This window comes from Herbaspirillum sp. Sphag64 (assembly GCF_014192645.1).
In the GTDB taxonomy this organism is placed as follows: Bacteria; Pseudomonadota; Gammaproteobacteria; order Burkholderiales; family Burkholderiaceae_D; genus Herbaspirillum.
Map to the genome: position 1 here is coordinate 19,876 of NZ_JACHYE010000011.1, position 17,512 is coordinate 37,387.

The 17,512-nt window shown below is 53.7% G+C and carries 14 protein-coding genes; 11 read left to right on the forward strand and 3 right to left on the reverse strand.

Annotated elements, in window-relative coordinates:
- Window positions 1–58: 58 nt before the first annotated feature.
- The 3 genes from ybeY to miaB are packed head-to-tail and all read right to left on the reverse strand — an operon-like array spanning window position 59 to window position 2,964.
- Window positions 59–517 carry an rRNA maturation RNase YbeY gene (gene ybeY, locus FHW66_RS16050; RefSeq protein WP_183380832.1) on the reverse strand — a complete coding sequence of 153 codons (459 nt, stop codon included), beginning with the start codon at window positions 515–517 and terminating at the stop codon, window positions 59–61.
- Window positions 504–1,592: a PhoH family protein gene (locus tag FHW66_RS16055; RefSeq protein ID WP_183380833.1), complete on the reverse strand. Its 1,089-nt coding sequence runs from the start codon at window positions 1,590–1,592 to the stop codon at window positions 504–506. The genes ybeY and FHW66_RS16055 overlap by 14 nt, the downstream gene beginning before the upstream one ends.
- Before the next feature lie 31 nt (window positions 1,593–1,623).
- On the reverse strand, window positions 1,624–2,964 hold the full coding sequence (gene miaB, locus FHW66_RS16060; RefSeq protein WP_183380834.1) for a tRNA (N6-isopentenyl adenosine(37)-C2)-methylthiotransferase MiaB: 1,341 nt from the start codon (window positions 2,962–2,964) through the stop codon (window positions 1,624–1,626).
- Window positions 2,965–3,428: 464 nt separating this feature from the next.
- On the opposite strand from miaB, the gene FHW66_RS16065 reads away from it, so the two are divergent.
- The 11 genes from FHW66_RS16065 (at window position 3,429) to FHW66_RS16115 (ending at window position 17,250) form a co-directional block, all read left to right on the forward strand.
- Window positions 3,429–3,944: a sigma-70 family RNA polymerase sigma factor gene (locus FHW66_RS16065; RefSeq protein WP_183380835.1), complete on the forward strand. Its 516-nt coding sequence runs from the start codon at window positions 3,429–3,431 to the stop codon at window positions 3,942–3,944.
- Window positions 3,941–4,708, forward strand: a complete 768-nt coding sequence (locus FHW66_RS16070; protein WP_183380836.1) for an anti-sigma factor — start codon at window positions 3,941–3,943, stop codon at window positions 4,706–4,708. Before FHW66_RS16065 ends, FHW66_RS16070 begins: the two co-directional genes overlap by 4 nt.
- A gap of 112 nt (window positions 4,709–4,820) precedes the next feature.
- Window positions 4,821–5,600, forward strand: coding sequence for an alpha/beta fold hydrolase (locus tag FHW66_RS16075; RefSeq protein WP_183380837.1), 780 nt, complete (start codon window positions 4,821–4,823; stop codon window positions 5,598–5,600).
- A 279-nt stretch (window positions 5,601–5,879) separates the two neighbouring features.
- Complete coding sequence (gene mqo, locus FHW66_RS16080) at window positions 5,880–7,526, forward strand: malate dehydrogenase (quinone) (RefSeq protein ID WP_183380838.1); 1,647 nt, start codon at window positions 5,880–5,882, stop codon at window positions 7,524–7,526.
- Window positions 7,527–7,647: 121 nt separating this feature from the next.
- On the forward strand, window positions 7,648–9,300 hold the full coding sequence (locus FHW66_RS16085; protein WP_370543489.1) for a methyl-accepting chemotaxis protein: 1,653 nt from the start codon (window positions 7,648–7,650) through the stop codon (window positions 9,298–9,300).
- 204 nt (window positions 9,301–9,504) lie between these two features.
- Window positions 9,505–10,695, forward strand: coding sequence for a porin (locus tag FHW66_RS16090; RefSeq protein ID WP_183380839.1), 1,191 nt, complete (start codon window positions 9,505–9,507; stop codon window positions 10,693–10,695).
- A 624-nt stretch (window positions 10,696–11,319) separates the two neighbouring features.
- On the forward strand, window positions 11,320–12,897 hold the full coding sequence (locus FHW66_RS16095; RefSeq protein ID WP_183380840.1) for an SEL1-like repeat protein: 1,578 nt from the start codon (window positions 11,320–11,322) through the stop codon (window positions 12,895–12,897).
- Window positions 12,898–13,090: 193 nt separating this feature from the next.
- Window positions 13,091–13,363, forward strand: coding sequence for a DUF4148 domain-containing protein (locus tag FHW66_RS16100; RefSeq protein ID WP_183380841.1), 273 nt, complete (start codon window positions 13,091–13,093; stop codon window positions 13,361–13,363).
- A 375-nt stretch (window positions 13,364–13,738) separates the two neighbouring features.
- Window positions 13,739–14,878 (forward strand): mandelate racemase/muconate lactonizing enzyme family protein, encoded by a 1,140-nt coding sequence (locus FHW66_RS16105; protein WP_183380842.1) that lies wholly within the window; start codon window positions 13,739–13,741, stop codon window positions 14,876–14,878.
- Between the two features lie 113 nt (window positions 14,879–14,991).
- Entirely contained in the window at window positions 14,992–16,281 is a 1,290-nt protein-coding gene (locus tag FHW66_RS16110) for an MFS transporter (RefSeq protein WP_183380843.1), read from the forward strand.
- Window positions 16,282–16,332: 51 nt separating this feature from the next.
- Entirely contained in the window at window positions 16,333–17,250 is a 918-nt protein-coding gene (locus tag FHW66_RS16115; protein WP_183380844.1) for an amidohydrolase, read from the forward strand.
- Window positions 17,251–17,512 lie beyond the last annotated feature (262 nt).

Sequence of the window (17,512 nt, forward strand, 5' to 3'; positions counted from 1 at the left end):
CAGCCGGACCGGATGCTTGGAATAGTCAATCATTTCCTCGCGGAAATAATGTGGTCAGTCAGCCCCGGTCGGCATAAGGATTGGCAAAGCCCAGCGTCGCCAGAATTTCAATCTCCAGCGCTTCCATCTCGTCAGCTTCGGTGTCGTCCTCGTGATCGTAACCTTGTGCATGCAACACGCCATGGACGATCAGATGTGCCGCGTGGTCGATCAGCGGTTTCTTTTGCTCGGCCGCTTCTTTCTCCAGCACATCGCTACACAGAATGATATCGGCCTGGGTGACTTCACTGTCTTCATCCTCCGTATACGCAAAGGTCAGCACATTGGTAGCGTAATCCTTGCCACGGTAATCGCGGTTCAGGGTCTTGCCTTCTTCGGCATCGACAAAGCGGATGGTCAGCTCCGCAGGCGCAAACAGTGCAGCGGCAATCCAGCGCCGGATTTGGGTGCGCGGCACGATCTCCTTGAGCGTTGGATCGGCATACTGGACGGAAAGGGTAAGCTTATTTTTTTGCATGACGTGGCTTGGCTGACTGGGTCAGGCCCTGGCTGAGACGTTTGACGGCATTGCTGGAGGTAATGTGGGCAGTAGTGGCCGGCTGCGCTGCCTCGTAGGCATCCACAATCCGTCCCACCAGCGGGTGGCGCACCACATCGCTGCTGGTGAAGCGCGAGAAGGCAATGCCGCGCACCTCATGCAGCACATTCAAGGCATCAATGAGGCCGCTCTTCTGGCCATGATGCAAGTCGATCTGAGTGACGTCACCGGTGATCACGGCCTTGCTGCCAAAGCCGATACGGGTCAGGAACATCTTCATCTGTTCCGGCGTGGTGTTTTGCGCTTCATCCAGAATAATGAATGCATGATTGAGTGTGCGTCCGCGCATGTAAGCTAACGGCGCGATTTCAATCGCCTGCTTTTCAAACAGCTTCTGGGTCCGGTCAAAGCCCAGCAAATCATACAGCGCGTCATACAACGGGCGCAGATAGGGATCCACTTTTTGCGCCAGATCACCGGGCAGGAATCCCAGGCGCTCGCCGGCTTCCACTGCCGGGCGTGTCAACACAATACGCTGTACGGCATCGCGCTCCAGTGCATCGACTGCGCAGGCAACTGCCAGATAGGTCTTACCGGTACCGGCAGGGCCGACACCGAAAGTAATGTCATGCTCGAGAATTGCGTTCAGATACTGGCTTTGATGTGGCGTGCGGCCACGCAAATCATGCTTGCGGGTTTTCAACACCGGGCTTTCGATGACAGAGTCGTCGTCGTCCTGACCAGCGGCCACTGCATCTGGCGCAGGAATAACAGCGCGTCGGCCGCCAGCGCGTTGCTCCACCAGTGTCAGCTGAATGTCTTCGACCGAGACCGGTTGATCGGCCTTGGCATAGAAGTCATCCAGAATGGCCACGGCGCGTTCGGCATTGGTACCACTGGCAATGAATTTGTCGCCACGGCGGAAGATCGTGACATCCAGGGCAGCCGAAATCTGCCGCAGGTTTTCATCAAGCGGCCCGCACAAGTGCGCCAGGCGCTTATTGTCCAGCGGTTGCGGGGTGAAATAGTGGGGCTGGCTAGGTGATTTTTTCAATCTGGCTCGTTTCTGGCTAAAAGAGTGGAAACTATTGCTTGACTACGATCTCGCCACGCAGCGAGAACGGGAACGCCTGCAAAATGGTCACATCAACCATCTGCCCGATCAGGCGCGCCCCATTGGGACCGCCATCAAAATTGACCACGCGATTGTTTTCTGTTCGTCCTTGTAGTTCATTAGGGTCCTTGCGCGACGGGCCTTCCACCAAAATCCGTTGCATCGAACCGACCATACTCTGACTGATCTTGTTGGCATTGTCCTGCACCACCGCCTGCAAATGCTGCAAGCGCTTGAGCTTGACCTCGTAAGGGGTATCGTCAGCCAGATTGGCTGCCGGTGTACCCGGACGCGGACTGAAGACAAAGCTGAAGCTGGTGTCGTAGCCAATATCCGTAATCAACTTCATCAAGGCATTGAAATCTTCCTCGGTTTCACCGGGGAAGCCGACAATGAAGTCACTCGACACTGCAATGTTGGGGCGTACCTCGCGCAAACGACGCAAGACCGACTTGTATTCCAGCACCGTGTAACCACGCTTCATGGCCGCCAGAATGCGGTCCGAGCCATGTTGTGCCGGCAGGTAAAGATGGTCGACCAGCTTCGGTACCTTGGCATAGGTATCGATCAGGCGCTGGGTGAACTCCTTGGGATGGCTGGTCACAAAACGGATACGCTCAATCCCGGGGATTTCGGCAATGAATTCAATCAACAACGCAAAGTCAGCAATTTCGCCATCGGCCATCACGCCGCGGAAGGCGTTCACGTTCTGCCCCAGCAGAGTGACTTCCTTGACGCCTTGCTCGGCCAGACCAGCGACTTCCGTCAGAACATCATCAAAGCGGCGCGAGACTTCTTCCCCACGGGTATAAGGCACCACGCAATAGCTGCAATACTTGCTGCAACCCTCCATGATGGAGACGTAAGCGGTTGCACCTTCGACCCGCGCCGGCGGCATGTGATCGAACTTTTCGATTTCCGGGAAGCTGATATCAACCTGCGGCCGACCGCTGAAGCGACGTTCACTGATCATCTGCGGTAAGCGATGCAGGGTTTGCGGGCCAAACACCATATCCACATAAGGAGCGCGTTTGACGATCGCTTCGCCTTCCTGCGAGGCAACACAGCCACCCACACCGATCAGCAGATCCGGATTGTTCTTCTTCAGCTCGCGCAGGCGACCGAGGTCCGAGAATACTTTCTCCTGCGCCTTTTCACGGACCGAACAGGTATTGAGCAGAATCACATCTGCTTCTTCCGGCTTGTCGGTTTTGATCAAGCCATCAGAGGCGTTGAGCACGTCGGCCATTTTGTCCGAGTCATACTCGTTCATCTGACAGCCAAAGGTTTTGATGAATACTTTTTTCTGCATAAATGTCATTCAAGCTTGAGCGCGCGGCAGAGGGAGGTGCGGTGCCGGCAAAGGGGAAGCGGAACACGCGCAAGGGCAAGCGCGGCATCAATTGCATGTCGACCACCTATCGACGGTCGGCTGCGCTTGCACGCATCTTTGCGCTTTTTAGTGCGTATTTCGGCACACTTCCAAGGTTCGCGATTATAGCACCGCCAGCACGGCAAGACCTGAGCGCGGTGTGAAGTGATGCTGTAGTGACATTACATTTTGGAAACTCTTTGGGGCAGAGCCTGAGGAGGCTAAGAAAAGAGTCGAAAATTGCATCAATAGCAACTGTTCCATGCGGTGCGGCCAGAGTCCGACGTACTATTTGCTGCATGGACGATAAATAAACTGATCGACAGGGAATAAGCGAACCAGCTGTTCGTCTTACTGAGCATGAACGAGTTTGATGTCACTATTTTTTTCACTGGTTGATGCCCATGAGTCGCAATTTTACCGATGATGATCTGCGCGAGTTGCTTCCCAGGCTACGTCGATTTGCCTTGTCGCTCACGCGTCACGAAAGCAGTGCCGACGATCTGGTGCAATCCTGTCTTGAACGCGCCTTGTCGGGCGGTACCGAGCGCAGGGATGACGGTGATTTGCGATCCTGGCTATTTCAGATCATGTATCGGCACTTTCTGGATGGAGAACGTCGTACCAGACGCTTCGCGGGCTTGTTTTCCTTATTTGGCGCGGGCGAGGAGGAACTCGCCCCCTCCACCGAAGAGATTGTGATGTCGCGCTCGGCATTGCGCGACTTCAACAAGCTGCCATCGGATCAGCGCGTATTGTTGCTGCTGGTCTCAGTGGAAGGATTGAGTTACCAGGAAATTGCTGACACATTGGGCATAAAGATCGGGACTGTCATGTCGCGCCTCTCACGTGCGCGCAAAGCCTTGCGTGCGCTCAATGATGGGACAACGATCACGCCTTCTTTGCGGATTCTCAAATGACAACACACATCCCCTCAGAACACGACTTGCATGCTTACGTTGATGGTCAGCTGGATCCGGAGCTGCATCGTCAAATCGACAGTTATCTGGTAAGCCATCCCGACCTTGCGCGTGAAGTGGAGCAGTTGCGCCTGGATAATCAACGCGTGCGCGCCGCCATCGCCAGTATTCCCGTGACACCGATTCCGGCACGACTTGATCCACAGCGCATCCGACGTGAACTGCGATCACGTTCCCAGCGCACTTTGGCAATAGCGGCATCCCTGATGCTGACACTGGGTTTGGGTACGATGGGAGGATGGCAGTTACGTGAACTGTCGATGCGCAAGACCTACCTGCCGATGGCCGATGCCACACAAGCCTACCGCTTGTTCGCCACCAATGACATGTTGCAGAAGGTCGATCTCAAGACCAGTGAGCCAGCCCAATTGCAAAACTGGCTCAACCAGCATTTTGTCCAGACGGCGGCTGCACCCGACTTTAGCGCTTATGGATTCAAGCTATTTGGTGCCCGCCTCATGGCTAGCGACAAAGGTGCTGCGGCCATGGTGGTGTACCAGAATAGCGAAGGGCAAGCGATTCTCTACTATGTCCGCTCACCGGGGGAGCTCTTCAACTTCGGTGCCGGCAACCGCAAGGATGGCAACCTGCTGACCCAGTATTGGCGGCAAGGCCGCTACTTCTATGCGGTCGTCAGTCCGAGCGATTCCCTGACTGCGATGCCAGTCCAACAGGCGATTGAACCCACTCGACCGTCTTCTTAAGCTACAACAGCTTTTCGCATTGAAGAACAAGCACTGAGCTGCGTGCAGGTAGTCGCACGCCCAGTGGTTTGTCGTCCCTTTTTACCCACCGATGTCACAAGGAACCTTGATCATGATGAATAAACCTACCTTCCTGAAACCCGTTATCGCCGCCATCGCCACGCTCTTGCTCAGCCATGCCGTCTACGCCGATGATGCGGTCGCTCCCACGCATATCAAAAACGTCGTACTCGTGCATGGCGCTTATGCGGATGGTTCTTGCTGGTCGGAAGTCATCGCCCGTCTGCAACAAGCTGGCTTGCATGTGACGTCGGTCCAGAATCCGCTGACCTCACTGGCTGACGATGTCGCAGCAACCCGTCGCGTGCTCGCACTGCAAGATGGTCCCACCATTCTGGTCGGGCATTCCTGGGCCGGCACCGTCATCAGCGAAGCTGGAAATGATCCCAAGGTTGCTGGGCTGGTCTACGTTGCCGCACGTGCTCCTGATGCCGGCGAGGATTATGGCGCACTCGCCGCAACATTTCCCACGCCACCCGCCAGTGCCGGTTTGGTGAAAGCCAATGGGTTTGCACAACTCAGCGAAGATGCCTTCGTGCATGACTTCGCCGGCGACCTCAATGCACAACAAGCCAAAGTCATGTATGCCGCGCAAGGGCGCATCGCCGATACCTTGTTCGCCGCACGCACGACGCAGGCTGCGTGGCACGACAAGCCAACCTGGTATGCCGTCTCGACCAACGACCGCACGACGTCACCGCAACTGGAACGTTTTCTTGCGCAACGCATGAAAGCCAAAACCATCGAAATTGACTCCAGTCATCTGTCGATGTTGTCCCATCCCGATGACATTACCAAGCTGATTCTCGATGCCGTAGAACAGCACCGCTGATTGCACATCGGTCACGATTGTTCAAGGTAAATGTCTGGCGCTGGATACACGGCTTAACGAAGCTCAATTCAAGTATCCAGCGGCCTTTAAATTGCATTCTAAGCAATATTTCTGAGCATTATTAACTATTAACCCTATGATTTATAGGGATTAAATCTGCACAAACTACGGGAAATCCGTAATCGCGTGGTGCAATGCAGCATGCTAATCTCCGCCCCCGGACAAAATTGGTTTCCCATGTCGGGACCTGATTTCTCCTCAATGGATATGGATTAGATCATGCTCAAAAAGTGTTTACTGGCACTGTTGGTATTGGTGCTCTCGCCCGCTGCGTTGACTGCGCAGGCAGCGGACGTCAAGAAAGTGGATGTGTTGCTGGTCGGCGGCGGCATCATGAGTTCAACCTTGGCGATCTGGCTCAATGAGCTCGAGCCGAGCTGGTCGATGGAGATGGTCGAGCGCCTCGATGGCGTCGCCAAGGAAAGCTCCAACGGCTGGAACAACGCCGGTACCGGCCACTCGGCGCTGGCTGAATTGAACTACACGCCGCAGGGCAAGGATGGCAAGGTCAGTATCTCCAAAGCAATCGAAATCAATGAAGCCTTCCAGATTTCGCGTCAGTTCTGGTCCTGGCAAGTGCGCCAAAACGTGTTGCACTCACCGCGCTCCTTCATCAACTCAACTCCCCATATGAGCTTTGTCTGGGGTGACGATAATGTCGCGTTTCTGAAGAAGCGTTATGAGGCACTGCAGGCCAGCCCGCTGTTCCGTCCAATGCAATTTTCGGAAGATCAGGAGCAGATCAAGAAATGGGTCCCGCTGATGATGGAGGGGCGCGATCCTAAACAAAAGATCGCCGCCACCTGGACGCCGATTGGCACCGATGTCAATTTTGGTGAAATCACACGGCAATATGTCGCCTACCTGCAAACACGCTCAAACTTCTCACTCAAGCTATCGAGCGAAGTGCGAGAAATCAAGCACAACGAAGATGGCACCTGGCGGGTCAGCTACAAGAATCTGAAAGACGGCAGCTCGACCGATGTCGATGCCAAGTTCCTCTTCATCGGTGCGGGGGGCGGTGCATTACGTCTGCTGCAACAGTCCGGTATTCCTGAAGCACGCGACTATGCTGCATTCCCGGTCGGTGGTTCGTTCCTGGTCACGGAAAATCCGGCAATTGCCGAGCGCCACATGGCCAAGGCTTATGGCATTGCGTCGACTGGCGCACCGCCAATGTCGGTGCCGCATCTCGATACACGCGTCATTGATGGCAAGCGCATCATCCTGTTTGGACCCTTTGCGACTTTCTCCACCAAGTTCCTCAAGGAAGGCTCCTTGATGGATCTGTTCTCCAGCACGACGCCGCATAACGTGTGGCCGATGGTGCGCGTCGGCGTTGATGAATTCCCGCTGGTGCAATATCTGGCCGGCCAATTGATGCTCTCTGATGATGACCGCTTCGCTGCACTCAAGCAGTACTTTCCGGAAGCGAAGAAGGAAGACTGGCGCCTGTGGCAAGCCGGTCAGCGGGTCCAGATCATCAAACGTGATGAGGAGAAAGGCGGGGTTCTCAAACTCGGCACGGAAGTGGTCAGTTCCAAGGATGGCACCATTGCCGGTTTGCTGGGCGCATCGCCAGGCGCATCAACCGCAGCACCGATCATGCTGCACGTTCTGGAAACCGTCTTCAAGGACAGGGTTGCCACACCCGAGTGGCAAAGCAAGATTCGCATGATCGTTCCAAGTTACGGCATCAAGCTCAACGATCATCCGGATGAGGTGGTCAAGGAATGGACCTACACCAGCCAGATTCTGCAACTGGCACCGCCGCCGAAGATTGACCTCAACGTGGCACCAAAGCAAGCAGCGCCAGCCAATCTCACCAAACCTAAAAATCAGGCTGCAGCCGACATGGCGCTCTAAAGAAAAGCGGCTTGAGCCGCTTTTTTTATTCGCTTGCGCATCTGCTTGCGTATCTGTTTTTTATTTAATGCATTTTTACATTGCTGACAAAACTCTGTCACGAATTTGAGGGGGGCTCAACGTGTTTTCAAATCTGCCTATCGGCAAGCGACTGGGCTTGTCATTCGGTCTGGTCACCTTGTTTGTCATCGCCATGGTCGTCATCGGTGCCTTGCAATTAAAATCAGTGGCCGATGAAGCCAATGCAATGATGACGGTTCCGCTTGCCAAAGAGCGCGTCATTTCTGACTGGTATCGCACCATCTACAGCAATGTGCGCCGACATTCACTGATCGCCCGCAGTGGCGACGTCGACCTCATCCGTCAGAGCATGGCCGACAATGCCGCAGCGTCGCAAGCCTCTTCCGAGCAGCAACGCAAGGTTGCCGAGTTGATCAGGACGCCGCAAGAACACGAAGTGTTCGAGCACGTATCGGATATGCGCAAGCGCTTCGTCAAGGCGCGTGATGATGTCTACAAAGCGCGGGAGGAAGGGCGTGCTGATGACGCCAAGCGGATACTCGATACCGAATTCACACCATCGGCCGACCGCTATCTGGCTGACCTGCAATCTTTGCTCGATACGCAGCGCACAGCCATCAACGACTCTGCAGCAGCAGTGCAAGCCACGTATGCCAGTGGTCTGATGCACCTGATGTTGATCGGTTGTCTGGCCATCGCCATCGCCGTGGTATTGGCAGTGGTCATCACGCGCGGAATTACACGTCCGCTCAATCGTGCGCTCGACACTGCCAATGCTGTTGCGACAGGCGATCTGACGACACAGATCGTGGTCGACTCCCGTGATGAAACTGGCAAGCTGCTGGCCGCACTCAAGACGATGAACGGTAATCTGCTACGTATCGTCGGTGAGGTCAAAATGGGTACCGATACCATCAACACTGCCTCCGCTGAAATTGCCAGCGGCAATCTTGACCTGTCTTCGCGTACCGAGCATCAGGCTGGTTCGCTGGAAGAGACGGCTTCTGCGATGGAACAGATGACCGCCACCGTCAAGCAAAACGCCGAGCATGCACAGCAGGCCAATCAACTCGCACAGTCGGCCTCAAGCGTCGCCAGTGAAGGCGGCAAGGTAGTCGGTCAGGTGATTGACACCATGGGTGACATTGATGCCTCGTCGCGCAAGATCGTCGACATCATCAGCGTGATTGAAGGGATTGCCTTCCAGACGAACATTCTGGCGCTCAATGCCGCAGTGGAAGCTGCGCGTGCCGGTGAGCAGGGACGTGGCTTCGCCGTCGTTGCCTCGGAGGTACGTACGTTAGCACAGCGCTCATCGGCTGCTGCCAAGGAAATCAAGGCCCTGATCGATGACTCGGTCGCCAAGGTCGGGATCGGCAGCACCTTGGTTAGCCAAGCTGGTAGCACGATGGCTGAGGTGGTCAGTAGCGTCAAACGGGTCACCGACATCGTCAGTGAAATCAGCGACGCCACGCAGGAGCAAAGCGCTGGACTGGTGCAGATCAATCACGCGATCGCAAAGATGGATGAGGTGACGCAGCAGAATGCAGCACTGGTAGAGCAAGCCGCTGCCGCAGCGCAATCCTTGCAGGATCAGGCCGGCAAACTGGTTGATACCGTCAGTGTATTCAAGATGGCGATGCCGGAGCGTTCGATCAAAGTGACGCAATTCAAGCCAGCCAGGTTGCCGCAAAAGAGACTCGTCAGGCCTGCGCTGACCAATAGCGAAGATGGTAGCTGGGAGCAGTTTTAAAAAGTCTGATGAGGTACGCGTACCAGTGGTGCGTGGCGAATTTTTCGCGAGAAAAAAATACAACAAATGCCATTTTTTTCTTTTGTCTGATCTAAAAAATGTCTTCTATTCACCAAGCTGAAGTCATGACGCGGCAGAAGCTTTAATGTCTGCCCATCCGACGGAAGTACGGATCCTCAAGACTATTTTTAAGAAGGATTTCAAATGAAAAAATCTTTGCTGGCACTCGCTGTTTTGGGTGCATTCGCAGGCGTTGCTCATGCACAAAGCTCGGTTACTATCTACGGTATTATTGATACCGGTATGGTCTACCAGAACCAAGTGGCAACAGGCACAGGTACCAATACCGGTAGCAAATTTTCGCTCAATTCCGGCGTTATCCAAGGTTCGCGTATCGGCTTCAAGGGTACCGAAAACCTGGGTGGTGGTTTGAGTGCTGTATTCAATCTGGAAGCTGGTTTTTCCAATGACACCGGCGCACTGCAAGGCTCCGACGCCGTGAGCGGTTCCAATCTGTTCCGCCGTAAATCGGTAGTGGGCTTGGCGGGTGACTTTGGTAGCGTATTGCTGGGTCGTCAAACTGATTTCGCCGATACGATTGCTTCATACACTTCGGTCAATGAGTTCGGTGGTTGGACTGGCAATGTCGGTCACAACCTGGATCGTCTGGAAGGCACACGCACAAACAACTCGATCTCCTACACCACCAATAGCATCAATGGTTTGACCGGAAATCTGCTGTACGGATTCGGTGAACAAGCAGGCTCGACCTCTGCAGGACAAGCCTTCGGCGCTGGCTTGAAGTACGATAACGGTCCGCTCGGTCTGGGGCTGAACTACTACCAATCCAAGGCTAACGGTACCTCGGCTGCTGATACCAGTCTGATTCCAGCAACCTCAACTACAGTCACCGCCGATACTCTGGCTAGCAACGTCGGCAGCACAGCATACAAGGGTTGGAACCTGGTTGCTTCGTACCAGTTTGGTCCGGCGCGCGTGTATGGTAACTGGTCACGTGTTACCCAAGATCTGAATACGCAAACCAATCTGACCGCTGCGGGCGTTGGTTCGCTGTCGACCCTGACCAATCGCACACTGGCACGTGCGAAAAAAGCAGATGTGTATGAAATCGGTACTGCCTACTCGCTCACTTCTGCTCTGAAGTTGCTGGGTGCGGTTGAATACACGCGCGCCCAATTCGATGGCGTATCGGACAAAGGTAACCTGACCGCGTACAACATTGGTACCGACTATGCATTGTCGCAACGCACTGACTTGTATGCATTTGCGACATTCATGCATGCAACGGATATTGTCAATACTGGTGTCGCTGATAGTACAGGAGTTGCCGGTAACCAGACTGCTGTAGCAGTTGGTATTCGCCACAAGTTCTAATTAATTTGTCGTCATTTGCACGACACGGGTAGAGCATCTTTGAAAGGCACTGCATGGATAGCATGCAGTGCCTTTTTATTTTTTATTTTTAAAAAATAAAATAAAAAAATCAAATAAAAAATAAAATAAAATTTCGATAAAAATATATAAGAAATAAAGCGTAAATAATAAAAAAATCATTTCTACTCGCACAATAATGCATTGCTAAACACGCGCTTAATCAAATGCTAGAGATCACCTAAAATCAAGTCTCCCATTCTGGTTTGAAGATATTGAATTGACGATGACGAGATCAGATCGAGACGTTGCCGGGTGTCGATGACATATGGTGACGGTCCTGAATCTGCGGGGCACTTCATGCGTCTCGGCAAGTGAGAGAATTTTTTTATCTATACGTTATTTCCCAAAGTACTCATTCATGATTTAACCATCGGCATTAGCAATCGTGCCAGTCTGCGTCGGTCATCTGCCGCCTCTGACAAGGTATCTGCGACGACTTCATAGTCGATTGACTCCCCAACGGAAACATAAACACCGACGCAATCATTTGCGCCGGATGGGACTCCTTTTGTCTTTTTTCGGTGCTCACGCTCAGCACTCTCCTTCAAGTAACGGATAAACACGATGGCAACAAGAGAAGAAATGGCTGTGATCAAAGCAGCACGTGCAGGCGAATCCCAGGCGCAACTGGCATTGGGGAATCGCTATCTCGATGGCGGAACTGGTTTGCCCAGAAATAATGTCACCGCGTTCTACTGGTTGAAGCGCGCCGCGCAACAAGGTGTTGATGATGCTTGGAAAGCGATCGGACGGAATATTTCCTACGATGACGTCAAGGCACTGTCCGTCGCGCGCGAGGCAGCATTATGGTACGAGAAAGCCTTCGATGCGGGGATTCAGAACGCCGGACTCACCTTTGCACGTCTGGTTCTCGACAATGCCGAGCAGTTCGACAGCAACAGTCAGGCGAGAGCAATTGGCGCCTTGTCCTTTTTAGCCAATCAAGACGATCATCAGGCACAGTGGCTCCTGGCACAGCAGATACAGAAACATCGGCATGATCACGGCAGCCAGGAGGATGTAAGTAGCAATCAGCAACCGCCGCCGATTTCGGAGGAAGATTTCCCGACGCTGGAAGAACGGCTCATCACCAAGGCCGCTTACGCCGGTGTCGAGCAAGCACAATTCGCTCTGCTGGATCAGGCCTGGGCAAAATCCGATTACGTCACTTTTGCGCGTGGCGCTGCAGTGCTGTCCAAAAAAATACGCCATCGACATGTGGTCGCAGTGATGCAACTGGAAAAAGGCCAGGATATCAGCCGCGACATTGTTCTCTGCGCAGACGAGTCACTCTTGCTATTGCGCTACGCACAATGGCGCCTGCGTGCAGTAAAGCCTGATCTTGTTGAGGCCGGATGGATGCTGGAACTGGCCGCCATCGCAGGGAACATTGAGGCGCAACTTGAGCTGGGACTACTCAATGCCAAACTCGACCGTCATGGCAACCGTGTGTTTATGGAGCTTGGTTTGGCAAATTTCAAAAAAGCCTTGCACTGGCTGACGGTCGCTGGTGAGCGTGGCTCGTCATTGGCATGGCATGCGCTGGCCCGCATTTATGCACGCTCCATTTATTCGCAGCGTAACCTGGATGTGTCGTTGCAATACCTTGAAAAGGCAGCCAGCCTTGGGGCCGTCAATGCACAATATGAACTGGCACAAATCTATTGGCGCAAGCGTCGTGACAGTCCACTCAATGATATCAACGCGATCTATTGGTGGAAAAAGGCTGCGGAGCAACACTGTGACAATGCCAAAAATGCACTGCAAGCATTTTCTGCGCGATCAGGCCAGATGCGCTGGGCCGACAATGCCCTAATGCATCTGAATGAAAAACGAAAGAGTGCGCATCCGTTTCTGAGTGCCCGGGTTGAATTGGCAGCAACGTTTGGTTTGACCAATCCAGAAGCGCTGCTGATCGATGTGAAGGCGGCCGACTATGGACATTGTCTGGTGATTGATATCTGCCGTTACTACGCTCGCAGCAGGCGTCGTCTGGTGGTGATCGACACCGACGAGCAACGTGCCACGCTGAACCGGATCTGTCGTCTGTTTAGTGATGTCGATTGTAGTTTCAGCGGCCTCGAGGGAAGTTACCGCCAACGTCAGTATCGACTGAAGTCAAACTTCCCTGAGAGTGCATAGTTCTCTTTCGTTCTGAAAGTATTGTTTCTAAATTAGAAATAAGCAATTAACTATATCGCTATTTTTCTCAAATTAAGCAATAGCTATACTTTGCTTCATCGATGACGAGCAAGCAGCAAGCAGTGAGAAGCAAGCAGCGCCACTACCCGCCAATCGAGATATCAACTGATTGAATTTTTTAGGGAGTACCATCATGAATGCCAAGCAAATCGTTGTTTCCGTTGTTCTCTTTGCCGCTGCTGGTGCAGCATTCGCAGAAACAGCTTACCCACCGGAAACCAAGTTTGTCTCGACCAAGACACGTGCCGAAGTGATCGCTGAATTGAAGCAGGCACGGGCTGAAGGACTGATTACCAACGGTAATAACTATCCGATCATCAAACAGCAACCTACTTCGCTCACCCGTGAGCAAGTGATTTCGACTTTGCATCAGCCATCGGACATCAATATCTATCGCGGTGCCTGATCACTTGAAGCATCATCTTTGATACCGTACCGAAGGGAATCGTCAGCGACGGTTCCCTTTATTTTTTCAAGTCGATGTGGAGTGCACCGATCTGTAATCGAGGTAATTCATTCAGACGCCGAGTCAGGGTGCTCGGAACGATGACGTGATTATTTTCGCCTTTAATGTACGATAACGTATAACTTAGGTGTGCCAGTTAGCGACAGAAGATCGCTATCACTCACTTTATTCTGTATATTTGGCGCATTCTTTGCGAGCTTTTTATTTAAGTGGTACGATGACGTATAACTAGTGCCTCGGGTCGCGCAAAGTGCGCAGGCCGATGTTTTGATGCGTTGACGTTAGACGACGCTGGCCAGGAGTGAGATTGTCATCGTGAAAATTTCTCGTTTTGAAGTGATTCGTGTTGCTCTGCCGTTTGATGCCGGGCGCACACCGATTGTTGCTAGTGGAGCGCGAGATGCCTACAACGCGGCATCTCCGGAACTGCGCCGTATGGAAACCCTGCTGGTCAAATTGACCGATGAGCAGGGACGTGAGGGATGGGGTGAAGCTTTCGGTCATCTGATCAATCCGGTGACTTTTGCGGCACTGGCCGGGCCCGTCGGACGTTGGTTTTCTGGTGTGGAATTCTTGCCAACGATGGATGGCATTGCTGCCGTGCGCGACGCCGCTGATCGCGCATTGCATGCGTTTGGTCGGACCGGTCCGGTGCTGTTTGCCCTGTCAGCAATTGATACGGCACTGTGGGATCTGGCTGCGCAAGCTGCAGGAGAGCCGCTGTATCGCTGGATGGGCGGCAAACGCGAGACGATTGACGTCTACGCCAGTCTGGTTAGTTACGACAATGATCCCGACGAGGTTGCCCGTCAGGTGCAACGCGCTGCGCGTGCCGGATTCAAGCGACTTAAATTACACGAAACCGAGCATGCCGCCATTGTCGCTGCACGCGAGGCATTGCCAAAGGAGATCGCACTTGCCGTCGATGTGAATTGCCCCTGGCAAGTTGCCGAGGCGGTGACACGCGTTGCAGCACTCAATGGGATTGGGCTGGAATGGATCGAAGAGCCGGTTTGGCCGCCCGATGATCTTGACGGTCTGGCGCAGGTGCGTCGTCAAGGTGTTCCTGTTTCCGCCGGTGAAAATGCTTCAGGCGTGGCGGGATTTCGACAGGCCTTTGCCAGCGGTGCGATCGATATCGCGCAACCGAGTCTTGCCAAGATCGGTGGTTTCACCGGTATGCGTGAGGTCATTGCAATGGCCGGCGAGTATCGGGTTCAGGTGATGCCGCACTGCTTTTATTACGGCCCTGGTTTGCTGGCCACGGCACATGTGGTGGCAACGTTGCCGCAGACTGCTGCACTTGAGGTGCCTTGGTTGCAGTGGCCCACGGCACTTCACGTGTATCAACATGCGGTACCAAGCATGCGCATGCCAGACCTGCCTGGACTCGGTTTCCAACCGGATGCCGCAGTGTTGCAAGAATTTACGATTGACCGCGCAGTGCTTGTATAGCCGGAGCGCGCCCACCTGATTGACCCAATAAGCAACAACATAAGCAGCAACATAAGCTGCAACAAAAGTCAGCGCCTATGCAGACCCACAAAACCAAATTGACAGGAGACTTCATGAAAACCCGTTATCGCTGGACCATCGCATTCCTGTTGTTTCTGGCAGGCATGCTCAACTATCTTGATCGCGCTGCGTTATCGGTGGTCGCACCGATCATCAAGAATGATCTGCATATCAACGATGCCCAGATGGGGCTTCTTTTTAGCAGCTTCTTTATCGGCTATTGCGTGTTTTGTTTTGTCGGGGGCTGGGCGGCGGACCGCTATGGCCCACGTCGCGTCTTCATGCTGGCCGCCGGCTTCTGGTCAATATTCTGTGGTGCGACAGCATTTGCCAGTAACTATGCCATGCTAATGGTGGCGCGGGTAGCCTTCGGTGTGGCGGAAGGGCCGATGGGCACGACCACCAATAAATCGATTTCAAACTGGTTTCCCCGGCGTGAAGCAGGGCGCGCAGTTGGCCTTACCAACGCGGGTCAACCGCTGGGTGCTGCTATTGCAGCGCCACTGGTCGGCTTGGTGGCATTGCAGTTTGGCTGGCGCATTTCGTTTGTCGTGATTGCATTGTTGGGCTTTGTCTGGATGGCATGTTGGTGGCGTTGTTTTCGGGACCAACCAGCAGAGCATCCAGCCGTCTCGCAAGAAGAGGTCATCCTGATTGCCGCCGATCGCCAGACCATGCAGGTAGCAGGCGCTGACGCTAATGCTGCCGCTGACGAGCGCATCACGCGATATCTGTTATCGATGCCAGTACTCGGTGTGGCGCTGGCATTCTTTGCTTTCAACTACGTGCTGTATTTCTTCCTGTCCTGGCTGCCTAGCTACTTCACGGATTACCAGCATCTCGATATCAAGCACATGAGTGTGATTGGCGTTCTTCCCTGGTTAGGTGCCACAGCGGGTTTTATTCTCGGCGGACTGATTTCAGATGAACTCTACAAGCGAACCGGTAACGTGCTGTTTGCCCGTAAGGCGGTAATCATCCTGGGCTTGGGAATGGCTGCCCTTTGTGTGTTGCTGGCATCGCGCGCTACATCATTGCCTGCAGCTGTCGCACTGATTGCGATTGCGAGTCTGTTTGCCTTCATGACGCCTCAAGCTTGCTGGTCGTTACTACAGGACATCGTGCCCAGCCACAAGATTGGCGCGACCGGTGGCTTTGTGCATCTGCTTGCTAATCTCGCCGGCATTCTTGCTCCCAGTATCACCGGCTTTCTGATTCAGTATGGCGCCGGCTATGCATCCGCATTTGCTCTCAGCAGTAGTCTGGCGGCCATTGGCGTACTGGCAATCTGGCTCATGGTGCAAGAAAAAAGCGTAGGACGTTTGCGACATGCTGTTGCCTGAGCGATTGTGCGTTGAATTACCACTGACGTTGAATACTGTAAGGAGATAGTCATGTTGACCCGTCGGCGCTTCGTTACCAGCGCTCTCGCACTACCAGCTGTCGCATCCCTGTCGTCCTGCGCGACTACCCTGTCACCGGCCAACAAGCCACTGCTGATCGATTCCCATGTGCATGTCTGGAAGACCGATCCGCGTTATCCCTATGCCTCCGGTGCGGATGTCCCCGCCAACGTTGATGCGAGCGCAGAGACACTACTGAAGCTGATGGCGGCGAATGGTGTGTCGCGCACCGTATTGATTCAGGTGATCCACTACAAATGGGATAACAGTTATCTTGCCGATGTCCTGAAACAATATCCGCAATATTTCCAGGGTGTTGCACGCGTCAATCCCAATGACCCTGCCGCACCGGATCACTTAACCCAGCTCACGGAACAGGGCTTTCGTGGAGTTCGCCTGAGCCCCGCCGGTGGCGCTGAAGGTGACTGGATTGCCGGACCATTGATGCGTCCATTATGGTCTCGGTGCGAGAGTCTACAAGTACCGATGACCTTACTGGCTCCGGCCACTCGCTTGCCAGAAATTACCCGCTTGATCGATCACTATCCCGATCTGACCGTGGTCATCGATCATATGGCGGATACGCCGCTGGATCGTCCGGATCTATTGCAATACTTGCTGGCCTTGGCACGTTATCCGCATGTCTACGTCAAAATCTCGCACCCTTGGTCGCTTTCGAAACAGGCCTATCCCTTTGATGATGCCTTCGTGACGGTGAAAAAAATATACGACGTATTTGGCGCCAAGCGCCTGATGTGGGGGACGGATCGACCAATATGTCTCCCTTACCTGTCGTATGAACAAGCCGTCGCCCTGTATCGTGATCATCTCGATTTCATGCCACTGGCGGATCGTCAGGAGATCTGGCATGGCACCGTACAGCGTGTATGGCCATTTGGTTTGTCCTGACATCGCCACAGCGCGCTTTACATTCACTCTCGAGCGTTGAAAAGTCACGCGCAGATCGCAGTTTCTGCGGTCTGCGCCGGGGCGCTGCCGGCGCTACACCGCATGGAGCGTACCTGGTTCGATTGTTCCTGAAATGGAAATAAACAATTGACCGTGATGCTATTTTTCTCGAATTAAGCAATAGCTATACTTTGCTTCATCGATGACGAGCAAGCAGCAAGTAGCTAGCAGCTAGTAGCAAGAAGCGCCACTACCCGCCAAT